A 17,867-nucleotide genomic window follows, 5' to 3' on the forward strand; every position below is an offset into this window, starting at 1 on the left:
AGGCATTCTGCCGGCCTCTGATGATGATCCATATCCTTCGACGACCAACGGGATTGACGGCGATAATTTATCCGCTTATGAGGAATACCGCGGTTTCGTCGTCCTGTCTGGAGGTATTGACAGGCACAGAAGAACAAACCCAAGTAATAAAGACCTGTTCATTTGGAGTGATGTGTTTTCTGATAACGTTTATGACGCCACCAATCTCCCCTTTCCGAAGCATAGGGTCACGAACGCTGCAAAGGATGCAAACCGTAGAATTAACTTTAATCGTAACAATTCTGGCTATGGTGGCCCCATACCTGGTACTGATCGGCGGTGCTTAGTCGTGGTCAAGGATGATATGGAATTCCGCGACGTATGTTTTGGACAAGGCTTCCCTGACGGAGCCCCTCGACCACCTAACGGGATGGATCGCCTCGAAATATATATTAGGAACCATCGTTGGGCGAGCCCGCCGACTTATCACCCTGACATTCCGGAGCCACTTGACGATGAGGGGATCAAACACACCCAGGGTCACGAGGTGGGGCATGGGATCAATATCCCTCATCGCGCTCCTATTTCACCGCTGTCTGTTATGATAATTGACTATCTCACGCCGGGGTTTAACGTGGAGAGCGATATGCAACGGTGGACCAACATGCCCCATAACGATGTCATACCGCATCTGCGGCTGAAGTAACGGCTCAGAGGTTCATGATGTCAATGTTTATGATGGTGACTAAAATGTGGAGGTGAGTTATGGTAGGAAGTAAGTGGGTTGCAGTTTATGCGATTTTGAGTCTATTTTCACCCGTTGTTAGTAATCAAGATGCGTGGAAGCACCTTGAGTTGAGCTTCTCGGCAGGTACTGGTGTGGCTGAGGAGTTTGTCATGCCGCGCGGCCAAGTTCGCAAAATTTTTTATCCAGGGGAAGAAATCAGGGTTCGGATTAGCCTGTATAATCACATGGAAGAGGAAGTATGGGTGAATTTACCAGAGACCAAGATCACGCAGCATTTTGCTATTGAGTGGGTTGAAGTGCCTGACAAGCGGTTGCGAGCCCGCCCCAGTCTCCAGCTAGGGAAAGTGTACAAAGGCGGGGATATCCAACCCTCAGCCGAGATTGAGAATGTGATTAAACTAGGGCCAAGAGAGATGATTACAACTGAAGGGACGTTCCCTGCGAGGAATATGTCAGTTTTAGTCCCAGGCGAATATGAGATCAAGGTAACGTATGTCGTTCCCCCGGAGATTGAGCAACAGCTACGGCGGTTAGGCCAGAGGATAGTGGTACACGAGCAAAGTTTCAGATTCGAGTTTAGGAAACCGACTACTGTTGAAGATCAATTGGAGATCATGCATAGAGCCGCAGTGCTCCACTATCTCAGTAAGAACTATGAAGAAGCAATAGCGAAGGTAAAGCAGTTGCTCGCCGTCTATCCGAACAGTTCCGCTGCTTATACTTTGCTTGGGAACATCAGTTTTGAGAAAGGCGACTACTTGCAAGCTATCAAGCATGATGAAAAGGCTATAGAGTTGCTTGAATCGGGTGCTGATGTGATTAGGCTGAGGTTTAGAGCGGCTGACCATAATAAAGATCATTTAACTGGATTTCTTAAAGGGAGAATCCAAGCGTCGAGGGAACGGCTTCAGCGCCGATAAGCATGTTTCAAAGAGCGTCGCTGATCTGAAGCCATTGGCGATTCAACAGGTGAAAAAGTAAAAATAGAAGTGCAAGCGGTTCTCTCCGCTCAGGAGTCTCCCCAACATCTTCACCACAACATCCAATCAACCTCAAAATCAAGTCGTCCACAGAACCCCTTTAGTGATTTCTGGCCGATCACGCCATTCGTCCCGAAATCCTCCTTGGATGTGCTTCACGAAGCCTCTGGCAGGGTTGAAACATTTCTTTCCTACGCGCATTTTGCCATTACTTACTCCTGAAACTGACCTGGAATCTGGCCGGTTTTAACGAAGGTTGGTACGGGCTCTTGAAACCATACAATTAACGGTTGACCGCCAGTCAATGGCTGTTTGAAAATCGGTATTGGCTAGTATGAAGCACCTTTTTGTGTGAGGAAAAAGTGGGGGAGAGATGAATCAATAGGGGAGAAATGGTGGTAGCAAAGCCTCTACGCAGAAAGCCAAAGAACTCAGAGAGCCGGTCACAGGGCCAGACAAACTGTGAGACGCTTGGCCGCCGGAGTTGATCTCTGAGTATCTCAACATGAGTGAGCCGGAGGGGCGGAGGAACGTGGCCAGTGTAAAAGATGTGGCCGTGTTGGTGGCGAAGAGTGAAGGTACGATTCGGAATTGGTCTGTCAAAGGCCTCCTGCACTACGTCCGCCTTAATGGTCATTGGCTGATTGATGCGCGTCCTTTCAACCCCCGCCCGTAGGGACTAACCGTGCTGTGATGTTGGCTATGCTCGGTGGTTCGTTGCCGTTGTTGGTAGTCGCGCCACTGATGGCGCGTCAGCGGTGGCGATCAATTGCCTGACTACGAACCTTGACCACGCACTACGGGCAAATGACAAAGGGCCGATTTCGCGTGCTGGCAGTGAGTGTCTTCCCAAATCCTCCGCGCCCTGAAGGGGCGCCAGCAGCTCTCCCATGGGGTCGTTCATGCTGGTGAGCCGCTCGCCGCGAACACCCATCTCTTGGCGCGTCTCCAACGCGCTACGATCGTGTGGCCTGCTGTTCCAGACGTTGCACGTCTGGCGACCTGCTCTGAGGCCGCTTGCGCGGCCACATCCAAACTTCATCTCTCCAGATGTTGCACGGCAGGCGACCTGCTGTTTGCACCTCCGGCCCACGTTGAGCTTCGTTCTGTTCCAGATGTTGCACGTGTGACAACGTTGTCACCAGCCGCTTGCGCGGCCTCCGAAGGGTGAGCCACCATCATGACAATGTCATGAATTCCCACTTGAAGACGGCTCGAACAGAGCGGGTCGCCGGAGGGTGACCCACCATCACAACAATGTCATACAAATGTGCACGGAAAATCGGAGGCTGCCGCTTAGGACGTTCTGCTGCTTGCGGATTATGCTGCTGAATCCATCGGGCGACTCAGTAGCATGAGCAATCCCATAGGACTTACTGCTGCGCTCTCCATGTCGCTTCTCAAACATGGCCTTTCTACGGACTATTAGAGCGGTTTGTGAATGGGGTTACGATGGGAGGGCACACTTCCAGCGTCCATCAGCGAAGCCCCAGGCTAAATGCAGTTGGAAATCGCTCTAGTTTGATGAACGGCACGCGGACGGTGCGCCTGTTTGTGCAAGGGCTGATGGACTGCGGCCAGCCCTGTTCCAACACGGCAGCATTGGTCTGATGAACTGCACACGGACGGTGCGCCTGTTTGTGCAAGGGCCGATGGACTGCGGCCAGCTCTGTTCCGATACAACGATCGCCCACTAGGCAGACTGCGCTCGCCAGGCGAAACACGGTGTCACACACGTCACTTGTTTCGACTATTCGTCTTATGCTAAGCTGCCGCTTACAGGTGCTCATTGGGTGAAAGCAAAGAACTGAGTGCTATGAAACAAGCCAACGTAACCATGCGCCGCGCGCAAGCGAGGAAAGCGGCCACGGCTCCTCTGTTCGACTTCATGCAACCCGCGGAGAAGGAACCGGCGCCTGAATCGGTCATTGAACAAGCGGTATCGGTGTTGCCGGCGTCGCCGCCAGCGCGTGAGAAAACCGCGAGCGCGCGACGTCGCGAAACGGCTCAGACACTGGCGCAGAAGCAGCGCGAGATTTCGGTCTCTGAATTTTTTCTGAAGAACCGGCATCTGCTCGGTTTCGATAATCCGCAAAAGGCGCTATTGACGGCGGTCAAGGAAGCTGTTGACAACAGCCTGGACGCCTGCGAACGAGCCGGCATTCTGCCGGAGATTGCCATCGAGATCACGCAACTTGGGGAAGAGCGATTCCGTGTGGCTGTGCAAGACAATGGTCCGGGCATCGTGCGCGCGCAAATTCCTAAGGTGTTTGGCAAACTCCTTTACGGCTCAAAATTTCATACGCTGTTGCAGCAGCGTGGCCAACAGGGCATTGGCATCAGCGCCGCCGGTATGTACGGCCAGTTGACCACAGGCAAGCCGGTGGTCATTACGTCTCGCGTTGCTGGACGCAAGGATGCCCATCACTTCGAGATCATGATGGACACGGCGAAGAACGAGCCGAAAGTGTTGGTGGATACGACGGTGGGGTGGGATGCGCCACATGGCACCCGGGTCGAAATTGAATTGGAGGGCATCTATCGCAAGGGCGCGCGTTCAGTGGATCAATACGTGGCGCAGACAGCGATGGCCAATCCACATGCGCGGATCATTTACAAGCCGCCGAAAGATGATCAGATCATTTACGAACGAGCCGTCAACGAGCTGCCGGCTGAACCGATCGAGATCAAGCCGCATCCGTATGGCGTGGAGCTGGGCGCGCTCATTAAGCTATTGCGCGAAACGAAAGCGCGTAATCTGAAGTCCGCCTTGCAGAGCGATTTTTCGCGCGTCTCGGCGAAAGTGGCCGAAGAGATTTGTCAGCAAGCGGGACTGGAGCCATCACGTCGGCCATCGTTGATGACGCCGCAAGAGATCGAGCAGTTGTTTCGGGCGATTCCTCGCGTCAAGATCATGGCTCCGCCGACCAATTGTCTCTCGCCGATTGGTGAGCAACAAATTCTGGCCGGGCTCAAACACCTGAACGCCGAGTTTTACACGGCGTTGACGCGCGCGCCGGCCGTCTATCGCGGCAATCCATTTCAGATCGAGGTGGGCTTAGCTTACGGTGGTCAACTGCCATCCGATCAGTTGGTGGAATTGATGCGCTTTGCCAATCGTGTGCCGCTCCTGTATCAGCAGTCGGCCTGCGCGACGTTCAAAGCGGCGCTCAGCGTGGATTGGCGCAGCTATGGACTCTCGCAATCGAAAGGCGCATTGCCCACCGGCCCATGCGCGCTCTTTGTTCACATGGCCTCGGCTTGGGTGCCGTTCACCTCGGAGTCCAAGGAAGCGATTGCCTCATATCCGGAAATCCTGCGTGAGATTCGCCTGGCCTTGCAAGAATGCGGGCGTCGGCTCTCCATGCACATCAAGCGCGGTCGTCGGTTGGCTGATGAGCACCGCAAGCGGTCGTATATCGAGCGCTATTTGCCGGTCATCGGTGAAGCGTTACAAAACATCCTCGACTTGAGCGATCAGCAGCGCGACGCTGCGCTCATCCAACTGGAAGATATTTTGGAGCGGAGCCGCAAGCTATGAGCAGGCAAACGACCACTAAGACAACACGACAGACAACAAAGAACGGACGCGACGAGATTGATCGGCTGACCGTGGAGAAGATCAGGGAGACGGCCGGCCACGTCCACAGTATGATCCTGAGCGGTCGGAAACCGGAATTGAAGTTTCCGGTGCGCGCATTGTCCAATGTTCGCTATAGTCCGGCAAAGGGCTACTTCGAGATCGGCCGCCAGAAGAAAGAACGCACGTTGACCGTCACGACGATCAAAACGTTCGCGCAAACGCTCAAGTTGATGGAACTGTCCAAAGAGCTGATCGAGACGGACGATTTCGCCACTAAGCGAGACGCTTACTATCAGTCGAAGAATTGGAATGAAGCGCGATTTGATGCCCAGGAAGAATCGGACGCTGTCATGGATGACATTGAGGCGTTATTCTCTCTCTACAACATCAATCGCGAGCAATTGCGCTTCTACCCAGAAGAGCACGGCGGCGCGGTGGCTGGCGAGCTGATCGTGATTGATCGTGACCCGGAAACCGGGGCGCGTATCGAAATTGATTGCACGCGCTTCGGCACCGGCTCCTACTCGATTCCTCATTCGGTTGAGCATCTGCAGTTCAAGACCAGCGCCAAATTTATCCTGGTGATTGAAACGGGCGGCATGTACCAGCGGCTACAAAACCAAAAGTTCTGGAAGAAGGCCCATTGTATTCTTGTGGAGATGGGCGGCGTGCCCACGCGCGCGACGCGCCGCTTTGTGCGACGGCTGAGCGATGCTGCCGGCATTCCGGTCTACGCCTTCGTGGATTGTGATCCGTATGGCATTTCGAACATCTATCGCACACTGAAAGTTGGCTCCGGCAACGCCGCGCACTTGAATCAATTCTTCTGTGTGCCACAGGCGACGTTCCTCGGCGTCACGCCGCAAGACATCATTGACTACAAACTGCCGACCCACCCGCTGAAAGAGGTAGACATCAAACGCGCCAGAGACGCGCTCAAGAACGATCCATTCTTCCAACAGCACCGTGAATGGGACAGAGCCATCAAGCAACTGCTCAAAATGGGTGTGCGGGCAGAGCAGCAGGCATTGGCCAAGTGGGGCTTGAATTACGTCATCGAAGAATACTTGCCGAACAAGCTCAAGAATCCCAAAAAGTTTTTGCCGTGACCGTTTGGTCTGACGCCAATGGTCCGCAGAAAAACCATTTTGAGAAGCGACACAGCTAGCAGAACAGCCCAAGCGGCACTCTACGATTTTCTATGCGCATTTTATGATGACATCCTCACGATGGCGGGTCGCCCTCTGGAGGCCGCGAAGCGGCCGGTGACAACGTTACCAAACGTGCAACATCTGCAACAGCAGCTCAAACAATCGTGGCGCGTTGGCGACGCGCCGAGTGTGCGCATGCGTGGCCAGCGACCAAGCAGCATGAACGAGCCGGTGGATGAACGAGGTGGCGCCTCGCCAAGGCGCGGTGCATCATTGGTGAGCGATTCCAGACGTTGCACGTCTGCCTACCCTCTGGTGAGCGGCTATCGCCGCTGGGGTCCAGCGGGCGCTCACACAGCGGCGCCCTACAAAGAACGTGATCTTTTTCTCCACAATCGGTATTATTCCGCGCACTCTGCGCTCATGGCCACGGTCCGCTTCCAACCGGTGAGGAGCTGAACCTCACCTTGATACGAACTACTATGATGACCAACTGTTGATGATGAGTGAGCTTGCAGGCAGGTGTCTTGGCTCGGCTGCCTGAGTTGGTTCGTCTCTTGCTCATGCCGGTAATACTGCGGTAACTTGACGGGGGAGAGATACGAAGATGAGTAACTCAGAATTTGTGATTGATGTTTCAGAGGCAGAGTTTGCCGACGCCGTCGTGCAACGGTCGCGCGAGCAGCCGGTAGTGGTTGATTTCTGGGCGCCGTGGTGCGGGCCATGTCGCGCGCTGGGGCCGGTGTTGGAACAGTTAGCCGAAGAGTTTCAGGGCGCCTTCATTTTGGCGCGTGTCAACACGGATGAAAATCCGAACCTGGCCAGAGAGTTCGGGATCCAAAGTATCCCCAATGTGATGATGTTTCAAAATGGTCAGGTGGTAGACCAATTCATCGGCGTATGGCCAGAAGCGCAAATCCGGCAATGGCTCCGTCCGTACTGTCCGAGCGAAGCGGATCGGTTGGTGGCCATAGGAAATCGCTTTCGTGAACAGGGTCAGGCTGACGCGGCCGCCGAAGCGTTCGAGCGCGCGCTGACGCTCGATGCGACACACGCGGGCGCGCACCTGGGTTTGGCCTGGCTGGCTTTTGCGCGTGGACAGGAAGATCAAGTCGAGCAACATGTGGCTATGATTCCGCCATTGGCGCCGGAGTTCGACGCCGCCCAGCGGTTGCGCGAAGCGATGGCGTTTCACCGAGAGTGCCGCGCAGCCGGTGGAGAGCAGGTGTGTCGTCAACGATTGAGCGAGAATCCCAACGATCTGGATGCGCGGTTTGGGCTGGCTTCTTGTTTGGCGGCAGCAGGCAAATATGCGGACGCGCTGGAAGAGTTTCTGGCGATTGTCGCCAAAGACAAACATTATCGCGATGAAGCGGCGCGCAAAGCGATGCTGACCATTTTCAGCCTGGTAGGCGAACGAAGCGAACTTGCCGAAGAATATCGCAAGCGACTTGCCTGGACATTGTATTAGCCATCGCTCGTATGCTGCTGCGTGTCACGAACGGTCAATCCGTCGGGAGACGAAGAGCGGAGATACTTTCCGCTCCTCGGTTCTCTGCTCTCTTCACACAAGGAGGTTGAATGCGTTTTGGAATTGATTTTGGGACAACACGGACTGTCGTAGCGGCGGCCGACCGGGGTAATTATCCGGTGGTGAGTTTTCATTTGGAGTCAGGCGACGTGCAGCCGTGGTATCCGTCGTTGATCGCTACCCGTGGTGAGCAGTGTTTCTTTGGCCTCGATGCTCAGGCGAAGCCGCAAGAATCAGGTTGGTCTTTCTTGCGTTCGCTCAAACGTCTGCTGGCCGATGCCGGCCCTGAGTCACTGATTCGGGTGGGAGAGGTTGAACTCGGCGCGTTGGAATGGGTGAGCCGGTACTTGACGCAACTGCGCATTGACCTGTGCATGCGCTCCAATATCGGCGTGTCGGCTCATGAGCCGCTCGAAGCGTTAGTTGCCGTGCCGGCCAACGCCAATAGCAACCAACGCTTCATCACGTTGGAAGGGTTTCGTCAGGCGGGTTTCCGCGTGCTGGGATTGGTTAATGAACCGTCGGCAGCCGGCATCGAGTATGCGCATCGTGACGCCGCCAAAGGGAAAACAGGCCGCAAGGAATACCTGGTCATTTATGATCTCGGTGGAGGGACCTTTGATGCTTCGGTTATCAGCATGAAAGACCGGCATCATGAAGTCCTGACGGCAGAAGGAATCGGGCGCTTAGGGGGCGATGATTTTGACGAGCTGCTGTTAGAGCTGGCATTGCAGCGCGCGTCGCACATAGGAGAACTCTCGGCAACGGTTCGCCATCACCTGTTAGAGATTTGTCGTGAACAGAAAGAGGGATTGCATCCCAATACGCGCAAGATGGTGATTGATCTGGGCCGTGCCATACCTGGCGCTGGCGAGGTCATGGTGACGACCGATGAGTTCTATGAACGATGCCGCCCGCTGGTGGAGCGCACTATCGAGACGATGGAGTTGGCCATGAGCAACTCGCTGCGCGGCGAGGCGCTGGAATGGGCTGGCGTGGCCGGTATCTATTTGGTGGGTGGATCGAGCGATCTGCCATTGGTCAGCCGATTATTGCGGGAGCGGTATGGTCGCCGCGTTCGGCGTTCCCCCTACCCGTATGCGGCAACCGCCATCGGATTAGCCATCGCCGCCGACGCCGCGTCCGGCTATAAACTTCAGGAGCGATTCACCCGCTACTTCGGCGTGTGGCGCGAGGCCGATAGCGGACGACGCATCGTGTTTGATCCGATCTTTTTCAAAGATACGCCGCTGCCAGCCGCTGGCGAGCCGCCGCTGATCTTCACACGCGCTTATCAACCGGTTCATAACATCGGCCACTTTCGCTATCTGGAATGCAGTCAGGTGAACGAGGATCACCAACCCAGTGGTGAAGTCACGCCGTGGGATGAAATCTTCTTCCCCTTTGATCCGGCGTTGCAACACGAAACGAATCTTCATCGCATTGCTGTGACTCGGTCTGAGAACGACGTGGCACCGCTGATTCAAGAGCGTTACGTCTGCCATAGCCACGGCGTCATTGAAGTGACCATTGCCCACCATACAGCCGGATTTCAACGAACGTATCGCTTGCGCGAGCTGCCAGAACGGCGCCGTGGCAAGCAAAAACGAGTCGGTCAATGAAGCAGAACGTGAAAAGACTAAGGCGACGGATTGTGGTTGACGAGTACACGACGATCTCATCGGTCTGGGCCGTGCCCGCTCACTTTCAGCCCGGCTTGACCGATGCGCTAATCCTGGCGCATGGCGCTGGCAATGATATGACCAACCCGTTTCTGAGCTTTGTGCATGAGTCGCTGGCAGCGGAAGGCTGGTTGACGATCAAATTCAATTTTCCCTACAAAGAGCAGGGCAAGGCGGCGCCTGATCCTCCGGCCAAACTGGAGCGGGCGTTTAAGGCCGTGTTGATCATCGCGCGACAAAGCCGGCTCAAGCCGCGCCGTGTGTTTATCGGCGGCAAATCAATGGGCGGACGCATCGCTTCACATCTGGCCGCGCAAGGAGAAGACGTCGCCGGACTGGTGCTGCTTGGCTACCCGCTTCACCCACCATCGCGGCCAACGCAACTGCGCTCCGTTCATCTCAAAGAGATCGCCTGTCCGATGTTGTTCATCTCCGGCACGCGCGATGCGTTTTGTCAATTGACGTTACTGGAGCAAATTCTTAAAGAGCTCAGCACGTCGGCGACGCTCCATGTGGTCGAAGGCGCTGATCATTCATTTGTCGTGCCCAAGCAACTTGGCCGAACGACCAAAGACGTCTGGCAAGAGATTGTCCGTGTGACCGCAACGTGGCTCAAACAGGTGTGAGTCGGCGATCGGCGACGCCCTATGCCAAACTTTCTGATCTCCACCGGGAAGATGCGACGATGGAGCGGCTACCTCATTGGAGTATGCGGCATCATTGGAGTATGCGGCTGGAGCCTGATGCTTGGCGCTTTGACCTGTCCGGCTCAGGATGTTGGATCGTCTTCGATTGCTGAAGCAGCAGCCAATCCGCGCGTGACATCGCCCGAACAACTCGCCCGACAGATCGAGCAATACTCCCAGCTCGCGTCTACGCTGCAACTGACGGTCGGGTCGCCCGCTGTGGATCAATCGGCAGCCAAAGCGATCCAGCGATTTTTAGCGTTCGCAAAACCTGCGCCCGGCTGGGAACGGATATTCGTTGATCAGCGCCTGGTCATACAGCTTCCTTCAGGATTCGATCAAACAACCAGACAACACATCCTCGAGCATGTTCAAGCAGCCTACGAGGCCGTCAGCCGAAGATGGCATGCCGACCTCAAGCTGGAGCGCCCGCAGGGCTTCGTTTTTATCAAGGTGTATGACCAGCGAGAGCGCATGGCGCAGGAATTTCAGTTGGGGCCGGAAACGGTTGGCGTAGCTTTTCCCTGTCGGTATATTGCCGTGGCGCTGCCTGTGCAACCACCGCTTGTGGGAGAATCACAGCACTACGTGATCGGCGCAGAATTTCAACAGACGGTTGCTCACGAATTGGTTCATAGCTTTTGTTTCATGCAACTGGGATGGCGCGATGCCGCTCTGTTACCACGTTGGTTTATGGAAGGCCTGGCGCTCTATATGAGTGGCGAACGACACGTCCGTACTGTGATCGAAGGGCCGGGCGGTGTGATCATTCGTGACTTTGATTCTTCGGACGAATACAAGGGATTCCGACAACTGTTTCGATTCCTTCACGAGCGGTATGGACCGCAGCGCACCTACGCTTTTGCGCGCGCGGCGCTCGAACAGAAATCGGCCGACCATGCCCTGGTGTCCGTGTTGAATCTGGCCAACCATACGGCGCTGGTCGGCGCGGCAGTCATCTGGCGTCAAGAGAAAGAGCGATTCCAACGGCGCCTGATTCTGCTGGTCAGCGTGTTGATGTTGGCAGCATGGCTTGTCGGTCGCCGCCATTGGCATTCGTTGCGATGGGTTATGATGTCAGGCATCGTGTGGGGCGCTGTGGTCTATGCGGCCCGGTCTGCTTATTACATTCACACAACGCTGTGGCAACTAGCTGTATTGCTGGCTGTGCCGTTTGGCTATGCGATGGTTGAGTACTCGCGCCAGCGGCACGCGTTGGCAGAAAGCCGACTCCGGCTCATGGTGCTTTCGGATTGGCCACGCCAGGATGAGCTGATGCAGCCGTGGCCCTATGATGATGTAGATGTGGCGGAGATCGCGAGCGCAGAGACCGAATTAGGATGGCTCTGGGGCGAGCGAGAATTCAGTGGCGAGCTGGCGCGCCGACTGAAGGCATTCCTCGATGCGCAGACAACGTCAGCTTTTTACTTTCAAGGCCGCGCCTATCGAATCTGGTATCAGTGGCTCGACACCAACGTGACAGGTGACACAGATGGCCGAATTGAGACAGACCAATGATGCCGCAAGGATTATCTTTGGACCTTCATTCATTCCCAAATCCCATATCACCGCACGTCCATGTCGAGCTACCCAAGCAGCAGGGCACGCATTACACTGATACATTGATTGGGACCATAGCTCACACTTATGGGAGGTGAGCCACGGGGAAGACATTTCCTGAATCCAGCGCTGTGTTGTTGTCAGCGGAGGACGTGCATGGGGAGGTGGCTTCGTTGAGGGCGGCGTTGGAACGGCGACGCGCCGAGCGATGGGCTTACGATCTTTTAGCGCGTCCCGAGGTACGCGCCATGCCGGACAAATTGATTGCCGGCGGGGCGTGTGCGAACGAAGAAGAGGCGATCGAGAGAGCTTTGAAGACGCTGGTGACGGCAGTCACGCGGGAGCCATCCAAATTGTCGTTAGGAAATCAAATGAAGGCATTCAGCGCCAAATTGACGCCACCGACCGGCAGATTGGCCGATCGGTGTATGATCTATATTGACGGATGAGGCGATCAAAATTATTGACGAAGGAACCCAATAAGCATGGAATCGCCCATGTGCAACAGCACGCCACGAAGGATGATAACGTGGGAGCGCCCGCATCTTGCTGGCCCCGGCACGACCGCAGGCGTACACTTCCAGCGATTTTCACAGAAGCAGCACTATAAGTGAGGCAAAGAAAACTGATGGGAGTTCGATGTTCAGGCCAATGTCCCGGCATGCTCGTGTCGTGCTTCACGATGCAGGCGCTTGAGTGACAACTGAGCCTGCGTTGCTTTCTTGACCAGGTGGCCACATCTTCGACCAAGCATAGGCAAAATGACTTTATAGTTTGCGCGGGTACCTTTGAGGTCGCGGTAGAACTTGCTGCGGGTAAGAGCATCTGCTAAATTCCACCGTTAAAGCGCAAGTGTACATGCGGCAATTTAAGCCTAAACGCTCAACTGGCATACTGAGCTTGGAAGCCGAGATCAAAAGGGACTTACAGCGTCACTTGAAATGGTTGGGATTTAGCAAAGATGGAAGCGGACTGCTCTGCCCGCCTGAGTTGACAAAGGAGTGCTTTAAGGCACTGCACGCTTCTCACCGGGACGAGCGCCTCGCCAGAGAAACTGGATTTATAGCCCGCGCCTGGCCGTCACTGTCCTGTTATTTTGCGGATGGATGTGAAGTGCAGCCCTCACACATCTCTCCAAGACTTGAACTCATTCAAGGGGGCACTTGGCAATCCGAGTTGTTTCGCCTTGCCGCACTGACATGGAGTGTACCTGTCTCCCAGGGATATGGTCGGCGGATGCGGTTCCTTGTCTGGGATGACTATAACGAGAGGTTGATTGGTCTGCTTGCCTTGGGTGATCCTGTCTTCAACCTCCGTGTCCGCGATGAGTGGATAGGCTGGAATGTCAAACAGCGTGAAGAACGCTTGGTGAACGTGCTGGATGCATACGTCCTTGGCGCCGTTCCACCATATAACATGATGCTTGGCGGTAAACTAATCGCTTGCCTTGCGCGCACAAGGGACGTTAGGGAAATTTTTACAGAACGCTATCGTGATACATGTGGCATTATTTCTGGAAAGAGGAAGCGCGCGGACCTGTGTTTGATTACAACCAGTTCTGCGCTTGGGCGCTCATCTTTATACAATCGCCTATCACTCGATGGGAACAGGATATTTATCTCAATCGGGTACACCTCTGGGTGGGGTCATTTTCACATTCCCGACGCCTTGTTTGCCAAGATGCGGGAATACCTGAGCAGAATAGATGACAGATACGCCCGTAACTATGGATTTGGTGAAGGGCCGAACTGGAAATTGCGTGCAACTCGAAAGGTGTTGAGCAGGATTGGAATGGACCCAGACCTCTTGCGACATGGAATCTTGCGCGAAGTTTTCGTGTGTCCGCTTGCTTCCAATGCGCGCGAATTCCTAACAGGAAAGGTAGAGCATCCCTGCTTCCCCGACCTGAAGACGAGCAATGAAGTGGCCAAGGCAGCTCTTGCCCGCTGGGTTATTCCAAGGGCAGAGCGCCGTCCAGAGTTCCAAGCGTGGCGTCGGAGCGACACTGAAAGGTTGCTACATCCGCAACTTGGCTGGTCATCTCGGAATGGAGCGGATAGAATCAAGCCTCGGAGGGCATGAAATGGCTTTGGCAAATTTTGACTTGGACGATCTGCGCGAGAAGGTACGCGCTGCATACATGGCCGATGATCCAGTTTTGCATAAGTTTCGTAGTTATGCTCGCAGGTTGCGGGAAGCCGTCAGGCCATTGAAAACCTATGCTGTAAATGCTGTTTCATTCGTTTCAGCAGACGGTGGTGACAACCGCTTGATCTTCAACCCAGCAATCGTAGAGCTAGTTCGAGTTGTTGATTCTCGGGGAAATCAGTGTGCTTTGGATGTCATTCCGAGCACGGTAAGTCTCGCGGAAATGGAGCAGCGTGCCGTTGATGGAAATACTAATTCTGTCGCACCACTGTCACGCCTCTGTCGAGATTTGGGTAAAAGCCTAGAGGAGATGTCATATTTGATTCGTGGGCTCGGACAACCAGGCAAGAGCACTGGAGCTATTCGCTGTTATAGGGACATAGTCGAATGGGCCGTTCTTTACGATCTAGTTGCCAATCCGAGTATCCAATGGGGATCTGATACGATCCTTGTCCGGGACGGGCTGCTGCGAACGAAATCGTTCACTCGTGAGGTCTTCCCCCTCATTGATCAAAAATTACGAAAAGGGGTTGACGCGCATACAAAGCGAAACGTCACCCTATCTCTTGTTGGCGTTGCGAAACAAAGTGCTGTGCTGAGCCGGCTCGCTGTAGCCCTAGAGTTGGAAGAAACTTTTCACAAGCCATTTCCCTGTTACGCGCGGGTTGACGAGGACATTGAAGCAGATTGCTACAATTTCGACAGGACTTGGCTCGACACTTATGAAACGACCGAGGCGGATGAGGATGGAAGGAAATTATATCAGTCAATGGGCAAGCTCTTCCTCGTTAAATTCGGAGACCGCCCTTATGACCCCGTGTGGCCGGTTGACATTGCTGAATGGCAGGTGGGTAATGTTGAGAAAATTCTGGGGCAACTCACTGTCGATGCACAGCAGGGTTTCCCCATTCCAGATTATCCAATGTGCATCCAGCGAGCGCATGGTTTTGCTAAGCTGACTGGCTTGGAGGTGGAAGTGCTGCAAGACATCCTCGTTCAGGAGATGAGTCAGAAACTGACCGACAAGGAGACAGAAAAGCTGCTTAGGATGAAGCATCTGGGAAAATCCCTAGCGGCGATTCGATACAAGGAGGGATGAATGTTATTTGCCGATTCGGAGGTGTTCGGTACTTTTAAGGGATTCAACGAGAAGGGACTAGAATTTGCTGCCGAGATCGTCGCTCCCTACAATGCCTCGATGCTGGAACGTCCTCAGCTTGGTCAATTCTTACTCGTTGAGCTTGGCTCACCCGAAGAGGCGGCGCTGGGGCGAATTACGCGATTTGTTCCTACTGGTTTGCTCACAACACCGGAGGGTGAAGATTACATCAATACCATGCAGCGCCGCCAACAGCCTGTTCCCGAGGACTTGAAGCAGCAACGTTTGAAATACCGCGTGCAAATCAAGCTGCTCGGCGCTGTGCGAATGAATGGCGATGAGGTGATGTATGTGCCTTCACAGAGGCGATTGCCACACCTTGGTGCAAGAGTTGCGCTCCCAAGTGAGAAGGTTCTCGGCGCGCTTTGCAAACTGAGTGGAGGGCAAACAGAGCTAGGCGATTACGTCCTGGGCGAGTTTGTCTATTGCGGTAGCAAAAATATTCCCAAAGCGCCTGTCTTCTTCCGGGCGCTCGATCCGAAACTGCCTGTCATGTTTGACATTCACAACCTAGTTTCCCGCCGGTCGGTTGTCTTCGCTAGAGCCGGTTACGGAAAATCCAACCTCATCAAATTCCTCATCTCCGAACTGTACCGCATGCCTCCCAAAACTGAGAACGGACGAGATGTGGGAACCTTGATATTTGACCCTGATGGCGAGTACTTCTGGCCTGACACTGTAAAGGGGCGTCCAGGGTTATGTGACGTGCCCCACTTGCAAGAGAAGCTTGTAGTTTTCACCAATCGCCCAGCACCCAATCCTTACTACGGAAGCTGGAAAGCTGGCGAAGTTAAACTGGATATTCGTGATTTGCCTGCCCGTGATGTCATCAGCATCGCAGTTTCTCCAGAGCGACAAGCGCAGCAAAATGTTCTAAAGTTGAAAGCCCTGTCATCGAGTGATTGGCGTGGGCTTGTTGATCTGATCCACACTCAGGGGCTTCAAGCGTCTGACAATGATGTGGGTGATTTGCTAGGCTATTCGCCAGAGCAGATTCGTAATAGTACGGCAGAAATCGCGGCAGCCAGAAGCAACATGTTTGCAGTGGTCAGAACGCTTCATGACCCCAATAGCCGCGTGCTCGCTGGAACCCTTGCGGCTCTGGAACGCGGTGGTATTGTCGTACTGGACATTAGCCTCTTGAGTACAGGAGCAGGAAACATGCTGGCGGGCCTCGTGTTGCGGCGAATCTTCTCTCACAATCAAGAATACTTTACGGGCGGACTTCGCGTCCTTCCAACAATAATGGTTCTCGAAGAAGCGCAAAGCGTGCTTGGCCGAAATCTGGAAGAGGGGAGTCCATTCGTGGAATGGGTCAAGGAAGGGCGGAAGTATGACCTGGGGGCAATTCTGGTTACGCAACAACCTGGTTCAATGGCTCCGGAACTGCTAAGTCAAGCGGACAATTGGTTCTGCTTTCATCTCCTGTCTGACGGAGACGCGGGCACTTTGGGAAAATACAATAGCCACTATTCAGATGACATCCTTGCGCACCTAATCGGAGAGCCCATAAGCGGGAACTGCTACATGTGGAGCGCACCTGATCAGCCCTTTGTGCTACCCGTTCGAATCCGCAACTTTGAAGACCTTTATCGTGAGAAAGTGAACAAAGATCCAGGGACGCCGCCTTTGAAGAAAACCATGGCCAAGGACATTGTGGAATTGGTGAGTCAAGCTGAAGGAAGGCTTGCCGAGGCGCTAATTGAAAAACTGAAACAGCCCATCGTAGCGTACGTTGAGCTCCCAGGCGTACTTTCTGGTGGAGCGACCGGTATCGGGGTCGGTTCCGGCCAGTTGTATTATCTTATCCGCGAAATCAAAACGACGGCAGACGCAACGCCAGAAGATGAATTAAAGGTGCTGCTCTTCAATCGAATCTTCGGCGAGGGAAACTATGTCATAGCCAAGGACCCGGGCACGAACAAAGATTACTTCTGTGCATCGGCGCAGGAATGGGAGAGAGTGCTGGGACAAAAACCCAAAGTTCGCTGAGCGGACCTGTCAGCAAGGTATACCGGAGCACAGCCAATAAGAACGGGAGTCATCTCGGAGGAGGCATTATAGGCGAGGAACCCCACTCTTGGAGTTTAGCAATTGAATACACCGACTTGGAAGGTTAATGTGGAGGAGGGGGGTGAAGGAAGATGAGGGGGCCAAACAGAAATGAGCCAGCAGGAGAGACGAGATGCTGCCGATAGGGGAAGTGCCCCCAGATGATCCGGCGAGGGATGGAGAGGTATCGTGGGGTGTCTTGTCGAGACGAATGGTTTGAGCCTATGAGCCAGTATGTGGCGGGATTGGTGGTGAGTCCTAACAAGACGGTACAAGGCATCTACGATCAGCAGGTTGACGAGTGGGGAAAGCCAAGTCGGCGAGCGATGCATGAGGTGATCTTTGAGGCGGGGTGGGATGATGAGGAGTTGATGGTGCAGCATCGGGCGCGAGTGGCTGAGGATGATAGAGGGCGAGGGCGCGAGGTGATCAGCTTAGACTCTCGCGCTGGCGCATCAGCAGCGGAGGCCGCAGATTTATGGGGTGAGGTGCGGTTGAACGGTATGGACGGAAGCGGTTGGTGATCGTACATGAGGAGCCGGATTTGAGCGATTGGCGGCGGTTTTTGCTGACGGATGCGCTGCATTGGGAGAGCGGGCGAGTAATGG

The 17,867-nt window shown here is 54.4% G+C and carries 13 protein-coding genes; all 13 read left to right on the forward strand.

The window, feature by feature from the left end:
- On the forward strand, nucleotides 1–685 hold a 685-nt coding region (locus NZ823_12465), incomplete at its 5' end, for a hypothetical protein (protein ID MCS6805936.1).
- Nucleotides 686–744: 59 nt separating this feature from the next.
- Nucleotides 745–1,647: a tetratricopeptide repeat protein gene (locus tag NZ823_12470; GenBank protein MCS6805937.1), complete on the forward strand. Its 903-nt coding sequence runs from the start codon at nucleotides 745–747 to the stop codon at nucleotides 1,645–1,647.
- Nucleotides 1,648–3,523: 1,876 nt separating this feature from the next.
- Complete coding sequence (locus tag NZ823_12475) at nucleotides 3,524–5,248, forward strand: DNA topoisomerase VI subunit B (GenBank protein ID MCS6805938.1); 1,725 nt, start codon at nucleotides 3,524–3,526, stop codon at nucleotides 5,246–5,248.
- Nucleotides 5,245–6,399, forward strand: coding sequence for a DNA topoisomerase IV subunit A (locus NZ823_12480; GenBank protein ID MCS6805939.1), 1,155 nt, complete (start codon nucleotides 5,245–5,247; stop codon nucleotides 6,397–6,399). Before NZ823_12475 ends, NZ823_12480 begins: the two co-directional genes overlap by 4 nt.
- A 649-nt stretch (nucleotides 6,400–7,048) precedes the next feature.
- Nucleotides 7,049–7,912, forward strand: coding sequence for a thioredoxin (trxA, locus tag NZ823_12485; protein ID MCS6805940.1), 864 nt, complete (start codon nucleotides 7,049–7,051; stop codon nucleotides 7,910–7,912).
- A gap of 110 nt (nucleotides 7,913–8,022) precedes the next feature.
- A complete protein-coding gene (locus NZ823_12490; GenBank protein MCS6805941.1) occupies nucleotides 8,023–9,594 on the forward strand; it encodes an Hsp70 family protein in 1,572 nt (523 codons plus the stop codon).
- Nucleotides 9,591–10,280, forward strand: a complete 690-nt coding sequence (locus tag NZ823_12495) for an alpha/beta fold hydrolase (protein MCS6805942.1) — start codon at nucleotides 9,591–9,593, stop codon at nucleotides 10,278–10,280. Before NZ823_12490 ends, NZ823_12495 begins: the two co-directional genes overlap by 4 nt.
- A 21-nt stretch (nucleotides 10,281–10,301) precedes the next feature.
- Nucleotides 10,302–11,858 carry a hypothetical protein gene (locus tag NZ823_12500; GenBank protein ID MCS6805943.1) on the forward strand — a complete coding sequence of 519 codons (1,557 nt, stop codon included), beginning with the start codon at nucleotides 10,302–10,304 and terminating at the stop codon, nucleotides 11,856–11,858.
- Nucleotides 11,859–12,085: 227 nt separating this feature from the next.
- The gene (locus NZ823_12505) at nucleotides 12,086–12,349 is read left to right on the forward strand and encodes a hypothetical protein (GenBank protein ID MCS6805944.1); all 264 of its coding nucleotides are present in this window, start codon (nucleotides 12,086–12,088) and stop codon (nucleotides 12,347–12,349) included.
- A gap of 409 nt (nucleotides 12,350–12,758) precedes the next feature.
- The gene (locus NZ823_12510; protein ID MCS6805945.1) at nucleotides 12,759–13,982 is read left to right on the forward strand and encodes a DUF4338 domain-containing protein; all 1,224 of its coding nucleotides are present in this window, start codon (nucleotides 12,759–12,761) and stop codon (nucleotides 13,980–13,982) included.
- A gap of 1 nt (nucleotide 13,983) precedes the next feature.
- Nucleotides 13,984–15,147: a hypothetical protein gene (locus tag NZ823_12515; GenBank protein ID MCS6805946.1), complete on the forward strand. Its 1,164-nt coding sequence runs from the start codon at nucleotides 13,984–13,986 to the stop codon at nucleotides 15,145–15,147.
- On the forward strand, nucleotides 15,148–17,199 hold the full coding sequence (locus NZ823_12520; GenBank protein ID MCS6805947.1) for a DUF87 domain-containing protein: 2,052 nt from the start codon (nucleotides 15,148–15,150) through the stop codon (nucleotides 17,197–17,199).
- A gap of 284 nt (nucleotides 17,200–17,483) precedes the next feature.
- A complete protein-coding gene (locus tag NZ823_12525; GenBank protein ID MCS6805948.1) occupies nucleotides 17,484–17,783 on the forward strand; it encodes a hypothetical protein in 300 nt (99 codons plus the stop codon).
- Nucleotides 17,784–17,867 lie beyond the last annotated feature (84 nt).

This window comes from Blastocatellia bacterium (assembly GCA_025054955.1).
In the GTDB taxonomy this organism is placed as follows: Bacteria; Acidobacteriota; Blastocatellia; order HR10; family J050; genus JANWZE01.

Coding starts and splice junctions, on each gene's coding strand:
- NZ823_12470 (MCS6805937.1), top strand. CDS start 745: ATGGTAGGAAGTAAGTGGGTTGCAGTTTATGCGATTTTGAGTCTATTT.
- NZ823_12475 (MCS6805938.1), top strand. CDS start 3,524: ATGAAACAAGCCAACGTAACCATGCGCCGCGCGCAAGCGAGGAAAGCG.
- NZ823_12480 (MCS6805939.1), top strand. CDS start 5,245: ATGAGCAGGCAAACGACCACTAAGACAACACGACAGACAACAAAGAAC.
- trxA (MCS6805940.1), top strand. CDS start 7,049: ATGAGTAACTCAGAATTTGTGATTGATGTTTCAGAGGCAGAGTTTGCC.
- NZ823_12490 (MCS6805941.1), top strand. CDS start 8,023: ATGCGTTTTGGAATTGATTTTGGGACAACACGGACTGTCGTAGCGGCG.
- NZ823_12495 (MCS6805942.1), top strand. CDS start 9,591: ATGAAGCAGAACGTGAAAAGACTAAGGCGACGGATTGTGGTTGACGAG.
- NZ823_12500 (MCS6805943.1), top strand. CDS start 10,302: ATGCCAAACTTTCTGATCTCCACCGGGAAGATGCGACGATGGAGCGGC.
- NZ823_12510 (MCS6805945.1), top strand. CDS start 12,759: ATGCGGCAATTTAAGCCTAAACGCTCAACTGGCATACTGAGCTTGGAA.
- NZ823_12515 (MCS6805946.1), top strand. CDS start 13,984: ATGGCTTTGGCAAATTTTGACTTGGACGATCTGCGCGAGAAGGTACGC.
- NZ823_12520 (MCS6805947.1), top strand. CDS start 15,148: ATGTTATTTGCCGATTCGGAGGTGTTCGGTACTTTTAAGGGATTCAAC.
- NZ823_12525 (MCS6805948.1), top strand. CDS start 17,484: ATGAGCCAGTATGTGGCGGGATTGGTGGTGAGTCCTAACAAGACGGTA.